General features: G+C 68.4%; 16 protein-coding genes. 9 read left to right on the top strand and 7 right to left on the bottom strand.

All coding sequences use genetic code 11. The features are described from left to right. Positions 1-182: 182 nt before the first annotated feature. The 5 genes from modA to ASC76_RS21675 all read left to right on the top strand — a co-directional run bounded on the left by modA (position 183) and on the right by ASC76_RS21675 (position 3465). A complete protein-coding gene (modA, locus tag ASC76_RS21695) occupies positions 183-941 on the top strand; it encodes a molybdate ABC transporter substrate-binding protein (protein WP_056471773.1) in 759 nt (252 codons plus the stop codon). Between the two features lie 11 nt (positions 942-952). After that, positions 953-1630, top strand: coding sequence for a molybdate ABC transporter permease subunit (modB, locus tag ASC76_RS21690; RefSeq protein WP_056471768.1), 678 nt, complete (start codon positions 953-955; stop codon positions 1628-1630). Continuing rightward, positions 1627-2352 (top strand): ATP-binding cassette domain-containing protein, encoded by a 726-nt coding sequence (locus tag ASC76_RS21685; protein WP_056471766.1) that lies wholly within the window; start codon positions 1627-1629, stop codon positions 2350-2352. Before modB ends, ASC76_RS21685 begins: the two co-directional genes overlap by 4 nt. Beyond that, entirely contained in the window at positions 2349-3170 is an 822-nt protein-coding gene (locus ASC76_RS21680; RefSeq protein ID WP_056471763.1) for a TOBE domain-containing protein, read from the top strand. The genes ASC76_RS21685 and ASC76_RS21680 overlap by 4 nt, the downstream gene beginning before the upstream one ends. A gap of 97 nt (positions 3171-3267) precedes the next feature. After that, positions 3268-3465: a hypothetical protein gene (locus tag ASC76_RS21675; protein ID WP_056471758.1), complete on the top strand. Its 198-nt coding sequence runs from the start codon at positions 3268-3270 to the stop codon at positions 3463-3465. Between the two features lies 1 nt (position 3466). Here ASC76_RS21675 and mnmE read toward each other — a convergent pair whose 3' ends face one another. The 5 genes from mnmE to rpmH are packed head-to-tail and all read right to left on the bottom strand — an operon-like array spanning position 3467 to position 7553. After that, the gene (gene mnmE, locus ASC76_RS21670) at positions 3467-4852 is read right to left on the bottom strand and encodes a tRNA uridine-5-carboxymethylaminomethyl(34) synthesis GTPase MnmE (protein ID WP_056471755.1); all 1386 of its coding nucleotides are present in this window, start codon (positions 4850-4852) and stop codon (positions 3467-3469) included. A 16-nt stretch (positions 4853-4868) separates the two neighbouring features. Then, entirely contained in the window at positions 4869-6641 is a 1773-nt protein-coding gene (yidC, locus tag ASC76_RS21665; protein ID WP_056471752.1) for a membrane protein insertase YidC, read from the bottom strand. After that, positions 6638-6898 (bottom strand): membrane protein insertion efficiency factor YidD, encoded by a 261-nt coding sequence (gene yidD, locus ASC76_RS21660; protein WP_056472150.1) that lies wholly within the window; start codon positions 6896-6898, stop codon positions 6638-6640. The genes yidC and yidD overlap by 4 nt, the downstream gene beginning before the upstream one ends. A gap of 37 nt (positions 6899-6935) precedes the next feature. Continuing rightward, positions 6936-7388, bottom strand: a complete 453-nt coding sequence (locus ASC76_RS24920; RefSeq protein ID WP_082549374.1) for a ribonuclease P protein component — start codon at positions 7386-7388, stop codon at positions 6936-6938. Between the two features lie 30 nt (positions 7389-7418). Further along, positions 7419-7553 carry a 50S ribosomal protein L34 gene (gene rpmH / locus ASC76_RS21650; protein WP_007834827.1) on the bottom strand — a complete coding sequence of 45 codons (135 nt, stop codon included), beginning with the start codon at positions 7551-7553 and terminating at the stop codon, positions 7419-7421. 259 nt (positions 7554-7812) lie between these two features. Here rpmH and dnaA point away from each other — a divergent pair, with 259 nt between their 5' ends. The 4 genes from dnaA (at position 7813) to ASC76_RS24915 (ending at position 14082) form a co-directional block, all read left to right on the top strand. Beyond that, a complete protein-coding gene (dnaA, locus tag ASC76_RS21645; protein ID WP_056471745.1) occupies positions 7813-9231 on the top strand; it encodes a chromosomal replication initiator protein DnaA in 1419 nt (472 codons plus the stop codon). Positions 9232-9461: 230 nt separating this feature from the next. Beyond that, positions 9462-10580, top strand: coding sequence for a DNA polymerase III subunit beta (gene dnaN / locus ASC76_RS21640; RefSeq protein ID WP_056471742.1), 1119 nt, complete (start codon positions 9462-9464; stop codon positions 10578-10580). Between the two features lie 107 nt (positions 10581-10687). After that, positions 10688-13219: a DNA topoisomerase (ATP-hydrolyzing) subunit B gene (gene gyrB / locus ASC76_RS21635; RefSeq protein ID WP_056471739.1), complete on the top strand. Its 2532-nt coding sequence runs from the start codon at positions 10688-10690 to the stop codon at positions 13217-13219. A gap of 107 nt (positions 13220-13326) precedes the next feature. Continuing rightward, a complete protein-coding gene (locus ASC76_RS24915; protein ID WP_082549373.1) occupies positions 13327-14082 on the top strand; it encodes a PEP-CTERM sorting domain-containing protein in 756 nt (251 codons plus the stop codon). A 96-nt stretch (positions 14083-14178) separates the two neighbouring features. Here ASC76_RS24915 and ASC76_RS21620 read toward each other — a convergent pair whose 3' ends face one another. Beyond that, a complete protein-coding gene (locus ASC76_RS21620) occupies positions 14179-14628 on the bottom strand; it encodes a DUF1810 domain-containing protein (protein WP_056471728.1) in 450 nt (149 codons plus the stop codon). A 94-nt stretch (positions 14629-14722) separates the two neighbouring features. Next, on the bottom strand, positions 14723-14950 hold the full coding sequence (locus ASC76_RS21615; RefSeq protein ID WP_056471726.1) for a hypothetical protein: 228 nt from the start codon (positions 14948-14950) through the stop codon (positions 14723-14725). Positions 14951-14982 lie beyond the last annotated feature (32 nt).

The following is a 14982-nucleotide window of genomic DNA, read 5'->3' as shown; positions in this document are numbered from 1 at the left end:
TACCTCCCAACGACGGCGACGGCATGCATGCGACGCTCGTGCTCCGCGATTATGGGCGCGCGCACCGGCGTCGCGCGTGCCTGCAAGCGTGGGGGTCCGCCCCCTGTCCGCGGGATCGGCCCGTCTGTCGTGCTCGCCCGCACCATCAACAATCGTTATGTACTCCGTTATATTTCGGTCCCATGCACACCCGCCTCGTTGTCCGCCTTCTGCTCGCTGCCGTGGCGCTGCCGCTCGCGCTGGCGTCGCACGCCGCCGACCTCACCGTCTCGGCCGCCGCCAGCCTGACGAACGCGTTCCGCGAGCTCGGGCCGGCCTTCGAGGCGCAGCACGCGGGCTCCACCGTCGTCTTCAACTTCGCGGCGTCGGATGCGCTGCTGGCGCAGATCGCGAAGGGTGCGCCGGTCGACGTGTTCGCGTCGGCCGACCAGGACGCGATGGACCGCGCCGACCGGCAACGGCTGCTCGTGCCGGGCACGCGCCGCAACTTCGTCGGCAACGCGCTGGTGATGATCGCGCCGGCCGATGGCGCGCTCGGCCTGAAGGCGCCGGCCGATCTGGCGCAGGCCGCGGTCCGGCGCGTCGCGATCGGCAACCCGGCCAGCGTGCCGGCGGGCCGCTATGCCCGAAGTGCGCTCGAAGCCTCGGCGTTGTGGCCCGTCGTCGAACCCAAGGCCGTGCTGGCGCAGAGCGTGCGCCAGGCGCTCGACTATGTCGCGCGCGGCGAAGTCGAGGCCGGCTTCGTGTACGCGACCGACGCGGCGGTGCTGAAGGACAAGGTGAAGGTCGTGGCCACGGTGCCGACCGGGACGGCGATCACGTATCCCGTCGCCGCGGTCGCCGGCGGGCCGAACCTGGCGGCGGCCCGCGCGTTCCTCGCCTTCCTCGCGACGCCCACGGCGCAGTCGGTGCTGGCACGCCACGGCTTCAGCCGGCCCTGAGCACGCACCGCATGGACAGCCCGATCTGGATCACGCTCGCGCTGACGCTCAAGGTCGCGGCGTGGGCGACGGCCATCAACCTGGTGCTGGGCGTCGCGGCAGGCTGGCTGCTCGCGCGACGCCGCTTTCCGGGTCGCGAGTTCGTCGATGCGGTGCTGACGCTGCCGCTGGTGCTGCCGCCGACCGTGCTGGGCTACTACCTGCTGGTCGTGATCGGCCGGCGCGGCTGGCTCGGTGGCTGGCTGGAACAGCACCTCGGCATCCACCTGATCTTCACGTGGCAGGGCGCGGTGATCGCCGCGACGATCGTCGCGTTCCCGCTGGTGTTGAAGGCGGCGCGGACCGCGTTCGAGGCGGTCGATCCGCAGCTGGAGAACGCGGCGCGCGTGCTGGGCCTCGGCGAGTGGGCGCTGTTCTGCCGCGTCACGCTGCCGCTGGCGTGGCCCGGTATCCTGGCTGGCACGCTGCTGGTGTTCGCGCGCTCGCTGGGCGAGTTCGGCGCCACGCTGATGGTCGCCGGCAGCATTCCGGGCCGCACGCAGACGCTGTCGGTCGCGGTGTACGAGGCAGTGCAGGCGGGACAGGACGACACGGCCAACCTGCTGGTCGCGATCACCTCGGTCACCTGCATCGTCGTGCTGCTTGCCGCCGGGCGCCTCGCACCGCGCCGGACGGCCGCAGCGCGATGAGCTTCCAGGTCGACATCGTCAAGACCGTGCGCAGCGCGCGCCGCAGCTTCGAGCTGCGCGTGCGCTTCGACACGACCGCGCGACGCACGGTGATCTTCGGGCCGTCCGGCGCCGGCAAGACGCTGACGCTGCAGGCGATCGCCGGGCTGGTCACACCCGATCGCGGCCGCATCGCGTTCGACGGCGCGACGCTGTTCGATGCCGACGCCGGCATCGACCGGCCGGCGCGCGATCGCGGCTTCGGCTACCTGTTCCAGGACTACGCGCTGTTCCCGCACCTGAACGTGCGCCAGAACATCGCGTTCGGCCTCATGCGCGGCTGGCGCAACCCGCCGGCGCGGGGCGACGACGACGCGGCGGTCGAGCGCTCGCTGCAGGCGTTCGAACTGACCGAGGTCGCGGCCCAGCGGCCCGATGAACTCTCCGGCGGTCAACGCCAGCGCACCGCGCTGGCGCGGGCGCTGGTGCATTCGCCGCGTGCGCTGCTGCTCGACGAACCGTTCTCGGCCCTCGACCCCGCGCTGCGCGACCGACTGCGCGCCGAGCTCGACGCGCTGCTGCGGCGCATCGACATCCCGGTGCTGATGATCACGCACGACCCGGACGATCTCGGGTGGTTCGGCGACGCGGCGCTGTACCTGCGCGACGGCCGCATCGCGGACGCCCCCGCGGCCGTCGAGCGGCTCGTGCCGCCGCGTGCGGCGCGCGGGCCGGTGCCATGAGCCGCGCCCGGTCCGCCGCGCCGGCGCTGACGGTCGGGGCCGACCTCTGGCTCGACCTCGGCGGCCAGAACCTGGCCGGGGCGCGGCGTGTCGCGCTGCTGTCCGAGATCGCGCGGGTCGGCTCGATCACGCAGGCCGCGAAGGTCGTCGGCCTGAGCTACAAGGGCGCCTGGAACGCGATCGAGGACATGAGCAACCTGGCGGGAGAGCCGCTGCTCGAACGCGCGGCCGGCGGCAAGGGCGGCGGCTTCACGCGCCTGACGCCGCGCGGCGAGAAGCTGGTGCGCAACTTCGAGCTGGTGCGCGACGAGCACGCCCGCTTCGTCGCGCGCCTGAACCGCCAGGCGCGCGGCCTGACCGACGACTACGCGCTGATGGAGAGCATCGCGATGAAGACCAGTGCCCGCAACCAGTTCGCCGGCGTTGTGCGTGCCGTGCGCAGCGGCGCGATCAACGACGAGATCGAGCTGCAGGTGATCGGCCGGCTGAACATCGTCGCGACCGTCACGCGCGAGAGCCGCACCGAGCTCGGGCTCGAGGTCGGCGCGAAGGCGTTCGCGCTCATCAAGGCCTCGTCGATCCTGCTGATGACCGACGCCGGCGAGGTGCGCCTGTCCGCGCGCAACCAACTCGCCGGGACCGTGACCCGCGTGCTGCCGGGCGCCGTCAACACCGAGGTGGTGCTGTCGCTGCCCGGCGGCGGCAGCGTGGCCGCGGTCGTCACGAACACGAGTGCCGACGCGCTGGGCCTGACGATCGGTGCCGCGGCGACGGCGGTGTTCAAGGCGTCGAGCGTGATCCTGGGCGTCGCGGCCTGAGCAGGCGTCGCCTCGGCCGGGCGCCAACGTCGGCTTGTCCTACCCGCATGGGACGTGCAGGCAGGGAAGATGCGGACTCACTCCACGAAAGCATCCCATGACCGACCCGCGCAACATCGCCCACGACAAGAAGGTCCAGCAGGAAAAGAAGCATCAGGGCGAGGCGATCGCGCCCGGCGCCGACAAGACCCCGCAGCCGGGCAAGAAGACGCACATGGAGCACCACGCCTCCGATGTCGCGAAGGTGCCGGACGAGGCCGCACCGGTGCCGACCGAGGAAAAGCCGCTGACCTGAGCTACTTGCCGATGCAGAAGCGGCTGAAGATCTCGCCGAGCAGGTCATCCGGCGTGAACGCGCCGGTGATGGCGCCGAGCGCGTCGTGCGCGAGGCGCAGCTCCTCGGCGAGCAGGTCGAGCGCGGCGTCGGCGCGCGCCGCCTGCGCCAACGCCGATGCCAGGTGCTCGCGCGTCTCGCGCAGCGCCTGCACGTGGCGGGTTCGGGCGATGAACAGGCCCTCCGGCTGGGCGTGCCAGCCCGCCAGTTCGAGCAGGGTCGTTCGTAGCGCACCGATGCCGGCGCCGGTGCGGGCCGACACCGTCAGGCCGCTCGCTGCGGCGCCTAACGCCGGCACGGCGTCGGCCTTGTTGAAGACGTGCAGCAGCCGGTCGCTGGCGCGCAGCGCCGCCGGCAGCCGCGTGGCGATCTGGGCCTCGCCGGCTTCGTAGGCGGGCTCGCCGACGCGCGTCAGGTCGTGCAGCAGCAGCACGGCGTCGGCGCGCTCGATCTCGCTCCAGCTGCGCGCGACGCCGATCTGCTCGACCTCGTCGGTCGAGTCGCGCAACCCAGCGGTGTCGATCACATGAACAGGCACGCCCTCGATCTGGATCGTGCTGCTGACCTTGTCGCGCGTGGTGCCGGCGATCGGCGTGACGATCGCCAGCTCCGCACCCGCCAGCGCGTTCAGCAGCGAGCTCTTGCCGACATTCGGCTGGCCCGCCAGCACGACCGTGATGCCCTCGCGCAGCAGCGCGCCCTGGCGCGCGCGGTCGAGGACGGCGTCGACCTGCGCGGCGATCGCCTGCAGCCGGCCGCGCGCATTGGCCTTCTCGAGGAAGTCGATCTCCTCTTCGGGGAAGTCGAGCGTGGCCTCGACCAGCATGCGCAACTCGATCAGCCGATCGCGCAGCGCGTTGATCTCGGCCGAGAACGCACCGGTCAGCGAGCGCCCGGCCGAGCGCGCGGCCGCCTCGGTGCTGGCCTCGATCAGGTCGGCGACGGCCTCGGCCTGCGCGAGGTCGAGCTTGTCGTTGAGGAACGCGCGTTCGGTGAACTCGCCGGGCTCCGCCAGGCGCAGGCCCGGCAGGTGCGTCGCGGCCAGTTCGAGGCAGCGCGCGAGCAGCAGCTGCAGCACGACCGGGCCGCCGTGGGCCTGAAGTTCGAGCACGTCTTCGCCGGTGTACGAGTGCGGCGCCGGAAAGTGGATCGCGAGCCCGCGATCGATCGGCGCGCCGCTCGCGTCGGTGAACGGCAGGTAGGTCGCGTGGCGCGGCTGCAGCGGGCGACCGAGCAGCGCGCCGATGAAGGCGCCGAGGTCGGACCCCGAGACCCGCACGATGCCGACCGCGCCGCGCCCGCTCGCCGTCGCGACGGCGACGATCGGCTCGTGGTGGCGCGGCAGCATCGCGGCGACGGCGCGTCTACTTGCCGAGCACGCCCAGCCGCTTGTTGATCACGTACTGCTGCGCGATCGACAGGATGTTGTTGGTCAGCCAGTACAGCACCAGGCCGGACGGGAACACGAAGAACATCACCGAGAAGATCAGCGGCATGAACCACATCATCTTGGCCTGCACCGGATCGGGCGGCGTCGGGTTCAGCCAGGTCTGCAGCAGGCTGGTCAGCGTCATCAGGATCGGCAGGATGAAGTACGGGTCCTTCGCCGACAGGTCGGTGATCCAGCCGATCCACGGCGCGCCGCGCATCTCCACCGTGGACAGCAGCACCCAGTAGAGCGAGATGAAGAACGGCATCTGCACGAAGATCGGCAGGCAGCCGCCGAGCGGGTTGATCTTCTCCTCGCGGTAGATGCGCATCATCTCCTGCTGCATCTCCTGCGGCTTGTCCTTGAGCCGCTCGCGCATCGCGGTGATCTTGGGGCTGATCGCCTTCATCTTGGCCATCGAGCCGTAGGCCTTGGCGTTGAGCCAGTAGAACGCGATCTTCAGCAGCACGACCAGGCCGACGATCGACCAGCCCCAGTTGCCGATCACCTTGTGCAGCTGCGTCAGCAGCCAGAACAGCGGCTCGGCCAGGATCTTGAAGATGCCGTAGTCCTTGACCAGCTCGAGGCGCGGCGCCAGCTTGGCGAGCTTCTCTTCTTCCTGCGGGCCGACGAACAACTTGGCGTCGAACGCCTTGGTGGCGCCGGGCGCGATCTCGCCGAGCGGCACGAACATGCCGACCGAATAGACCCGCGCGCTCTGGCCGGTCGACGGGTTGGTCATGTCGGTCTTGCCGGTGAAGTACTCGCGCGGCTGCTTGCTGCCGTCGGCCTTGTCGATCAGCCAGGCGGAAGTGAAATAGTGCTGGACCATCGCGACCCAGCCGCTGTCCGACTCGGTGGTGTGGTCGGGCTTGTCGGTCGGCGTGCGCTTCTCGATGCTCTTGAAGTCGACCTTCTGGAACTTGTTGCCGTCGTCGACCGCCGGGCCGGTGAACGTGGAGTACACGCTCGATTCGCCCGGCGGCGGCACGCCGTCGCGCACCAGCTGCAGATACAGGCGCGGCGAGACCGCGGCGCCCGATTCGTTGACGACCTCGTTCTTCACGTCGATCACGTAGTCGCCGCGCTTGAAGGTGTAGGTCTTGACCAGCTTGACGCCACCGACGACCGGCGATTCGAACTTGACCTGCAAGGTGTTCTGTCCGGCGGCCAGCGTGCGCTCGCCCGGCACCAGCGTCATCACGGTGTGGTGGTTGGGCAGGCCGGAGCCGCCCGCCGCGGGGATCAGGCCGGATTCGGCGACGTACAGGCGCTCGGGTGATTCGTCCAGCAGCACCACGTCCTTCGGCGCGGCCGCCGCGGCCTTCTTGCCGAACAGCTCGAGCAGCGGGTCGTACCACTCCTTCAGCACGTGATCCGGGTACTTCAGCAGCTCGACACGGGTCAGCGTGCCGCCGGCGCCGCTGAGCGTGGCCTTGACGACGTCGGTCGTGATCGTCGTGCGCTCGGCCACGGTCGGCGCCGCCCCGGCCGGTGCGCCGGGCGCGGCAGCCGTGGCACCGGTGGCCGGGTTCGCGGCCGTGGGGGTGGGCAGACCACCGGCGGCGGACGCCGCGGGCGCCGCGACCTTGGCCGGCACCGGGCTGAAGAACGACGGGTGGCCGTTGTGCTTCTGCCAGGCGTCGTAGATCAGGAACAGGGACATCGAGAACACCACCCACAGCAGGGTGCGGCGCATATCGGTCATGGGGAGGCTTTGTCGGTCGAGGTGGGGAACAGGGCCGGCGCGCGCTCCGGCACCGGGTCATGGCCGCCGGCGCAGAAGGGGTGGCAACGCGCCAGCCGATGAAGTGTCATGTAAGTGCCCACTGCGGCACCGTGTCTTTCGAGTGCTTGCAGCGAATACGCGGAACAGGTCGGCTCGAAGCGGCACGAACTGCCCAGCCACGGGCTCAGCACCAGCCGGTAGCCGCGCACCAGCGCCATCAGCGCGCGCTGCGGCAAGAGGGCGATCGCATTCAGCATGGCACGCGCGCGGCGACTAGGCGCCGGCGGCCACGCGTTGGGCGGCGCTGCCGATCAGGCTGTCGAGTTCCTCGCGCGCAACGCGCCGCAGTTCGTCGGACGCGGCGCTGACGAAGTGCGCACGGTCGAACGGGGCCCGCAGGCGAACGACCCAGAGGCCGCCCGCCAGCGCTCCCGAATGGGCCGTGACGGCGTGCCGGATCTGGCGTTTCAGCAAGCTGCGCGTGACCGACCGCTTGGCATGGCGCTTCGGCACGACGGTGCCCAGCCAGACCGAGTCATCCACAGGCGGAAGTTCAATACGTACCTCACCTGTTGACAACTCACCCGGGAGCGCCTTGGCGGCCGGCCTGGAGGGCGTGCTCGGACGCTCAGCCACGTGGTGCACCGCGAAGTGCTGGCTGTTCACCCGGGTTCGCGTGCGCAGCACGCGTTCGAAATCTGCCGACCGCACGAGGCGCGCGATCATGGACTGGCGCAGTTCGACGAGGCGCGGGCCTCAGACGGCGAGGCGCTTGCGGCCCTTGGCGCGGCGCGCGTTGATCACGGCGCGGCCGCCACGCGTCTTCATGCGGACGAGGAAGCCGTGGGTGCGGGCGCGGCGGACTTTGGAGGCTTGGTAGGTGCGTTTCATGATCTGATCCCCGCTGGCGAAGACCAGCATGTGCCCTGGCGAAACGCCAGGTCGATGTTTCGATTTGGTTTTTGCCGTCGGCCGGGGTCGGCTTCGGGAAACCCACTATTACACCAAAAACCCCCTGCTCGGTCAATGACTTACACCGCGGGCCTTGCAGGAGCGGGGGCATTCGAGGCGCCCCTGGGACTGTGGATAACCATCCCCGACCGCCCCGCGCAACGTACAATTCGCCCGCTCCCGAGACAAGTTTTCCACAATGAGCGCTGACCTTTGGCAACGTGGCTGCGAGCGACTCGCCGCCGAGCTGCCTGAACAACAATTCAACACCTGGATCCGCCCGTTGGCGGCTGCCGAGGTCACCGACCAGGGCGAGGCAGGCGCCGTCGTGACGCTGCGCGTGCCCAACCGGTTCAAGCTCGACTGGATCCGCAACCAGTACGGCGGCCGCATCGAGGCCGTGCTGGCCGAACTCGCCGGCAAGCCGGTGCGCCTGGACATCGCGCTGGCCGCGCGCACGGCTCCGGTGCAGCACGAGGCCGCGCATCAGGCGGTATCGAACGGTGCGGGCGGTGCGGTGCCGGTCTCGCAGGCGCTCCACATGACGCGCCCTCCGGCCGCGACCGCACCAGTCGGCGCGGGGCAGCAGGTGCCGTCGCGCAGCCGGCTGAACCCGGCGCTTACCTTCGACACGCTCGTGCCCGGCCGCGCCAACCAGATGGCGCGCACCGCGGCGCTGCATGTCGCCGGCGCGCCGGGCCAGATGTACAACCCGCTGTTCATCTATGGCGGCGTCGGCCTGGGCAAGACGCACCTGATCCACGCCGTCGGCAACGCGCTGCTGGCCGACAAGCCGGACGCGCGCATCCTTTATCTGCACGCCGAGCAGTTCATCACCGACGTGGTGAAGAACTACCAGCGCAAGACCTTCGACGAACTGAAGGCCAAGTACCACCAGCTCGACCTGCTGCTGATCGACGACGTGCAGTTCTTCGCCGGCAAGGAGCGCACGCAGGAGGAGTTCTTCAACGCCTTCGAGGCGCTGCTGGCCAAGCGCGCCCACATCATCATGACCAGCGACACCTACCCCAAGGGGCTGGTGGACATCGACGAGCGGCTGACGTCGCGCTTCGACGCGGGGCTGACGGTGGCGATCGAGCCGCCCGAACTCGAGATGCGCGTGGCGATCCTGATGCGCAAGGCCGAGCTCGAAGCCACGCCGATGCCCGAGGACGTGGCCTTCTTCGTCGCGAAGAACGTGCGTGCCAACGTGCGCGAACTGGAAGGCGCGCTGCGCAAGATCCTCGCGTACTCGCGCTTCTCGCACAAGGAAATCAACATCGGCCTGGCGCGCGAGGCGCTGAAGGACCTGCTGTCGATCCAGAACCGCCAGATCGGTGTCGAGAACATCCAGAAGACGGTGGCCGACTTCTACAAGATCAAGGTCGCCGACATGTACAGCAAGAAGCGCCCGGCCTCGATCGCCCGGCCGCGTCAGATCGCGATGTACCTGGCCAAGGACATGACGCAGAAGAGCCTGCCCGAGATCGGTGAGCTGTTCGGCGGCCGCGACCACACGACCGTGCTGCACGCGGTGCGCAAGATCGCCGCCGAACGCCAGAAGAACACCGAGCTGAACCAGCAGCTGCACGTGCTCGAGCAGACCCTGAAGGGCTGAGATGAATCGCGCCTTGTCAAGCCACAACCCTGGGGACAACTTTCTGGCAACTGCCGGTCTGTCCACAGGCCCGACGGGTTCCGGGAAGTTGTTGTCTGTTCGGCACGAGCGTGCCAAGGGGTCGGGCCCCAGGCTTGTCATTGGCCTAAGTGATTGATGGAACAGGCGAAAATGGCGTTGTCCACAGAAACCGGCGTTCTCTACTATTACGACCAAGTTGAGAGGTTCAAATGATTGTCTTGAAGACAGCACAAGAAAAAGTTTTGAGCGCGCTGCAGGCTGTGGCCGGAATCGTCGAGCGGCGCCACACGCTGCCGATCCTGGCGAACGTGCTGATCCGCAAGACCGGCGAGAACCTCGAACTGACGACCAGCGACTTGGAGATTCAGGTCCGAACCCGCGCCGAACTGGGTGGTGACAGCGGCAACTTCGCGACCACGGTCGGAGCGCGCAAGCTGATCGACATCCTGCGTTCGATGCCGGCGGACCAGATCGTCACGCTGACCGCGAACCAGAGCAAGCTCACGCTGCAGGGCGGCAAGAGCCGCTTCACGCTGCAGACGCTGCCGAGCGACGACTTCCCGCTGGTGCAGGAAGCGGCGGATTTCGGACCGGCGTTCAGCGTCCCGCAGAAGGCCTTGAAGGGGCTGATCAACCAGGTGCACTTCGCGATGGCGGTGCACGACATCCGCTACTACCTCAACGGCATCCTGTTCGTCGCCGAGGGCAAGAGCCTGACGCTGGTCGCGACCGACGGCCATCGCCTCGCGCTGGCGCAGGCGACGCTCGATGTCGAGATCCCGAAGCAGGAGGTGATCCTGCCGCGCAAGACGGTGCTCGAGTTGCAGCGCCTGCTGAAGGACGACGGCAAGGACGACGAGGGCCTGATCGAGATGCGCTTCGCCGGCAACCAGGCCAAGTTCAGCTTCAGCGGCATGGAGTTCGTCACCAAGCTGGTCGAGGGCAAGTTCCCCGACTACAACCGCGTGATCCCGAAGAACCACAAGAACTCGGTGACGCTCGGCCGGGCGCCGTTCCTGGCCAGCCTGCAGCGCGCTGCGATCCTGACCAGCGAGAAGTTCAAGGGCGTGCGCGTCAACCTCGAGCCGGGCACGCTGCGCATCGCGTCGAGCAACGCCGAGCAGGAAGAGGCCAAGGAAGAACTCGAGGTCGACTACGGCGGCGACGCGATCGAGATCGGCTTCAACGTGACCTACCTGATCGACGCGCTGTCGAACATGAGCGTCGACATGATCAAGATGGAGCTGCAGGACACCAATTCCAGCGCGTTGATCACCGTGCCCGAGCAGGCCGGCTTCAAGTACGTCGTGATGCCGATGCGCATCTAGCGCCGCTGCGAACGACCCACGACCAAGCGGGCTTCGGCCCGCTTGAGTGCTTTTCAAAGGGCTGGCTTTTAGCGATTCCGGCCCCAGATGCGAGTGTGAAAGACCCGATGAGCGACACCCCGATCACCCCCGAAGACGACGCCGCGAAGACCACCCGACACGCCGCCGACAGCGCCGCGTACGGCGAAGGCAGCATCCAGATCCTGGAAGGCCTGGAGGCGGTGCGCAAGCGGCCCGGCATGTACATCGGCGACACGTCCGACGGCACCGGGTTGCACCACCTCGTCTTCGAGGTGGTCGACAACTCGATCGACGAGTCGCTGGCCGGCTACTGCGACGACATCGTCGTGACGATCCACTCCGACAACTCGATCAGCGTGACCGACAACGGTCGCGGCATCCCGACGCGCGTAAAGATGGACGACAAGCACGAGCCCAAGCGCTCGGCCGCCGAGATCGCGCTGACCGAGCTGCATGCCGGCGGCAAGTTCAACCAGAACAGCTACAAGGTCTCCGGCGGTCTGCACGGCGTGGGCGTGAGCTGCGTCAACGGCCTGAGCAAGTGGCTGCGCCTGACCGTGCGCCGCGACGGCGAGGCGCACTTCATGGAGTTCAAGCAGGGCATCCCGCAGGACCGGCTGATCGAGCAACGTGATGGGTTCGAAGTCAGCCCGATGAAGATCATCGGCCAGACCGACCTGCGCGGCACCGAAGTGCACTTCCTGCCCGACCTCGAGATCTTCTCGAACATCGACTTCCACTACGACATCATCGCCAAGAAGCTGCGCGAGCTGAGCTTCCTGAACAACGGCGTGAAGATCCGCCTGAAGGACGAGCGCAACAACAAGGAAGACACCTTCGCGTTCGCCGGCGGCGTCAAGGGCTTCGTCGAGTTCATCAACACCGGCAAGAAGGTGCTGCACCCGACGGTGTTCGGCGCGACCGGCGAGAAGATCAGCGAGCAGGGCACGACGATCACGACCGACGTGGCGATGCAGTGGAACGACGGCTACAGCGAGAGCGTGCTGTGCTTCACCAACAACATCCCGCAGCGCGACGGCGGCACCCACCTGACCGGCCTGCGTGCCGCGATGACGCGGGTGATCAACAAGTACATCGAGGACAACGAGCTCGCCAAGAAGGCGAAGGTCGAGGTCACCGGCGACGACATGCGCGAAGGCCTGTGCTGCGTGCTCAGCGTCAAGGTGCCCGAGCCGAAGTTCAGCTCGCAGACCAAGGACAAGCTCGTCAGCAGCGAAGTGCGCGGCCCGGTGGAAGATGTCGTCAGCAAGGCGCTGACCGACTACCTCCAGGAGAACCCGAACGACGCGAAGATCATCTGCAGCAAGATCGTCGACGCCGCCCGCGCCCGCGAGGCCGCGCGCAAGGCGCGCGAGATGACGCGCCGCAAGGGCGTGCTCGACGGCATGGGCCTGCCCGGCAAGCTGGCCGACTGCCAGGAGAAGGACCCGGCGCTGTGCGAGATCTACATCGTCGAGGGCGACTCCGCCGGCGGCTCCGCCAAGCAGGGGCGCGACCGCAAGTTCCAGGCGATCCTGCCGCTGCGCGGCAAGATCCTGAACGTCGAGAAGGCGCGCTACGAGAAGCTGCTGACCAGCAATGAAATTCTGACGCTGATCACCGCCTTGGGCACCGGCATCGGCAAGGGCATGGGCGGCGACGACTTCAACCCCGACAAGCTGCGCTACCACCGCATCATCATCATGACCGACGCCGACGTGGACGGCGCGCACATCCGCACGCTGCTGCTCACGTTCCTGTTCCGCCAGATGCCGGAGCTGGTCGAGCGCGGCCACATCTACATCGCGCAGCCGCCGCTCTACAAGGTCAAGCTCGGCAAGGAAGAGCAGTACCTGAAGGACGGCCACGAGCTCGACGCGTACCTGCTCAAGGTCGCGCTGAAAGACGCCAAGCTCGACACCAAGGTGCCCGGTGCCGCGCTGCTGCAGGGTGATGCGCTCGAAGCGCTGGCGCGCCAGTACGTGCTCGCGAAGAACGTCGTCGAGCGCCTGTCGAGCTGGATGGACGTGGAAGCCCTGCGCGCGATGGCCAACGGCCTCGCGCTCGACGTCGACACGCTCGAGGCCGCCGAGCAATCGGCCGCCGCGCTGAAGGCCGCGCTGCACGACGCCGAGGTCACCGCCGAGTTCGACGCCCGCACCGACAAGCACATCCTGCGCATCAGCCGCATGCACCACGGCAACGTGAAGAGCAGCGTGATCACCGCCGACTTCGTGCACGGCGCCGACTACGAGGCGCTGAGCACCGCCGGCGCGACCTTCCGCGGCCTGGTCGGCGAGGAGGCCGTGGTGATGCGCGGCGAAGGCGAGAAGCAGAAGGAAATGCGCGTCGGCGATTTCCGCGAGGCGATGGCCTGGCTGATCCAGCAGGCCGAAGGCGCCGTCGCGCGCCAGCGCTACAAGGGCCTGGGCGAGATGAACCCCGCGCAGCTCTGGGAGACGACGATGGACCCGGCCGTGCGCCGCCTGCTGCGCGTGCAGATCGACGACGCGATCGAGGCCGACCGCGTCTTCACGATGCTGATGGGCGACGAGGTCGAGCCGCGGCGCAACTTCATCGAGACGAATGCGCTGCGGGCGGCGAATATCGACGTTTAAGTAGCAGGTCCTCGACCCGGGGAAGAGCCCGGGCCCCGCATCAAGCACTTGCAAGGCGCCGTCGCACCGCCGAATATCCGGGCTTCCTCTGTCGGCGGGAGACGACCATGAGACTCGCGTCCTGCGTCATCGCTGTGCTGGCAGGCGCCAGCTTCGGGGTTCACGCGCAGAATTTCGTCAACCTCGGGTTCGAGGAGGCGCAGCTGTCCGAACTCGAGCAGGGCGGCTTCCTGACCTGGAGCCAGGGTGCCCCGGGGTGGAGTCACCTGGCGGCCGATGCCTACCTCGGCTACGAGAATCTCAACGTGGGCTACAGCGTCAGCTATTCGCTGTATCCGGTGTCGGGGTGCTGCACGGCTTTCGGGACGGGCTCGTACGCCTTGTACATGCACAGCGGAACCTTGTACGAGCAGATCCCGCGTGGCGGCTTCGTCGAGGCCGAGGTGTGGCAGACCGGCACGGTCCCGATCGGTGCGACCACCGTGAGCCTGCTCGCCAGCGACGCCGCTTTTTCGCTGTCGCTCGACGGCACGATGATCGACATGCGGCCCGTCGGCGGCGAATGGCGCGGGGACGTGTCGGCGTTCGCGGGTCGGCTGGTCGAGCTGAGGATCGGTTTGCGCACCCCGGACGAACGCACCGCCGTGGCGATCGACGACATCCGCTTCCTGCCGGTGCCGGAGCCGTCCACGACCGCGCTGCTCGGGCTGGGCCTCGCGGTCGGGCTGGCGATGTTCAGACGTTGCGCCGATGCGTCCCGCCATCGGTCAGAGGATGCGCGTTCTGCGACAGGTCGACGTTCATCTGCAGCGCATGACCCTCGCGCTTCCACGCGGCCACGGTGGCCGTGGACCCGTCGGTGAATCGCATCACGAATTCCGCGTCGCCGCTCGGGCGTTCGAGCACTTCGGCCGATTCGATGGTCTTGCCGTGAAGCTCGGGCTTGATCTGCTGAGAAGTCATGGGGGATCTCCTGGGGTTGAGGGTCGATGGCCGAGCAGCGCCAGCGTGCGGTCGTCGCGCACGCCGCCGAACAAGCGGTCCAGCGCCCGACCGAACACCGGGTCGTGCGGCGCCACGTGGTCGAACAGGGTCAGGCTGGAGCGCAGCTTCAGGTCGTCCGGGCTGCCGAAGATGTCGTGCACCGAGCGGCCGTCGACCGCGAGCACGAGGTCCACGCACTGCCTGAGTCGTTGACCGAGCACTGGCTGTGCGAGGTAGGCCCGGGCCTCGTCCGCCGATGCGAGCCCGTAGAACTGCGCCGTCGGGCTGCGGCCCAGGCCGCGCAGCTGCGGGAACACGAACCACATCCAGTGGCCGGTCTTGCGCCCGCGGCGCAACTCCTCGACGACCTGTCCGTAGATCGGCTCCTGGGCATCCAGGAACCGCTCGACGCCCTCGGCACTCATGCGCTGGCTCCTTCGTGGCTGGCAGGCTCGGTCCTGCAGCCTCGAACTTAGCCCATCGGCGCGGGCGGCGATGTAGGGCGTCGCCGCGCGACCGTCAGGGCTTGCCGGCGCGCCGCTTCGCGAACGCCATGCCGACCGCGGCGCCGCCGACGCTGCCCGCGTAAAGCATCGCCATCATGAAGCCGTCGCTGTCCTTGTGGAAGTCGATCAGCGCCAGCAGGGCGGTGGCGGGCAGCAGCGCCGGGATCGTGCCGAGCATCGCGATGACCAGCACCTCGGCGATGGCCCGGAGTCGCACCTTGATCGACGTCGACACCTGCACGCTGGTCCCCGGGAGTTGAAGGGGCGAGTGTT

Source organism: Rhizobacter sp. Root404 (genome assembly GCF_001425865.1).
Lineage (GTDB): Bacteria > Pseudomonadota > Gammaproteobacteria > Burkholderiales > Burkholderiaceae_C > LMDS01.
The sequence above is the reverse complement of the archived record's forward strand: the minus strand, read 5'-3'. Positions and strand labels throughout refer to the sequence as shown.

Bases quoted from the DNA above. Each gene is read 5' to 3' on its own strand.
- rpmH (WP_007834827.1), bottom strand. From the start codon at position 7,553: ATGAAACGCACCTACCAAGCCTCCAAAGTCCGCCGCGCCCGCACCCAC.
- dnaN (WP_056471742.1), top strand. From the start codon at position 9,462: ATGATTGTCTTGAAGACAGCACAAGAAAAAGTTTTGAGCGCGCTGCAG.
- ASC76_RS21680 (WP_056471763.1), top strand. From the start codon at position 2,349: ATGAGCCGCGCCCGGTCCGCCGCGCCGGCGCTGACGGTCGGGGCCGAC.
- ASC76_RS24920 (WP_082549374.1), bottom strand. From the start codon at position 7,388: ATGATCGCGCGCCTCGTGCGGTCGGCAGATTTCGAACGCGTGCTGCGC.
- mnmE (WP_056471755.1), bottom strand. From the start codon at position 4,852: ATGCTGCCGCGCCACCACGAGCCGATCGTCGCCGTCGCGACGGCGAGC.
- ASC76_RS21675 (WP_056471758.1), top strand. From the start codon at position 3,268: ATGACCGACCCGCGCAACATCGCCCACGACAAGAAGGTCCAGCAGGAA.
- ASC76_RS24915 (WP_082549373.1), top strand. From the start codon at position 13,327: ATGAGACTCGCGTCCTGCGTCATCGCTGTGCTGGCAGGCGCCAGCTTC.
- dnaA (WP_056471745.1), top strand. From the start codon at position 7,813: ATGAGCGCTGACCTTTGGCAACGTGGCTGCGAGCGACTCGCCGCCGAG.
- ASC76_RS21685 (WP_056471766.1), top strand. From the start codon at position 1,627: ATGAGCTTCCAGGTCGACATCGTCAAGACCGTGCGCAGCGCGCGCCGC.
- modA (WP_056471773.1), top strand. From the start codon at position 183: ATGCACACCCGCCTCGTTGTCCGCCTTCTGCTCGCTGCCGTGGCGCTG.
- yidC (WP_056471752.1), bottom strand. From the start codon at position 6,641: ATGACCGATATGCGCCGCACCCTGCTGTGGGTGGTGTTCTCGATGTCC.
- modB (WP_056471768.1), top strand. From the start codon at position 953: ATGGACAGCCCGATCTGGATCACGCTCGCGCTGACGCTCAAGGTCGCG.
- ASC76_RS21620 (WP_056471728.1), bottom strand. From the start codon at position 14,628: ATGAGTGCCGAGGGCGTCGAGCGGTTCCTGGATGCCCAGGAGCCGATC.
- gyrB (WP_056471739.1), top strand. From the start codon at position 10,688: ATGAGCGACACCCCGATCACCCCCGAAGACGACGCCGCGAAGACCACC.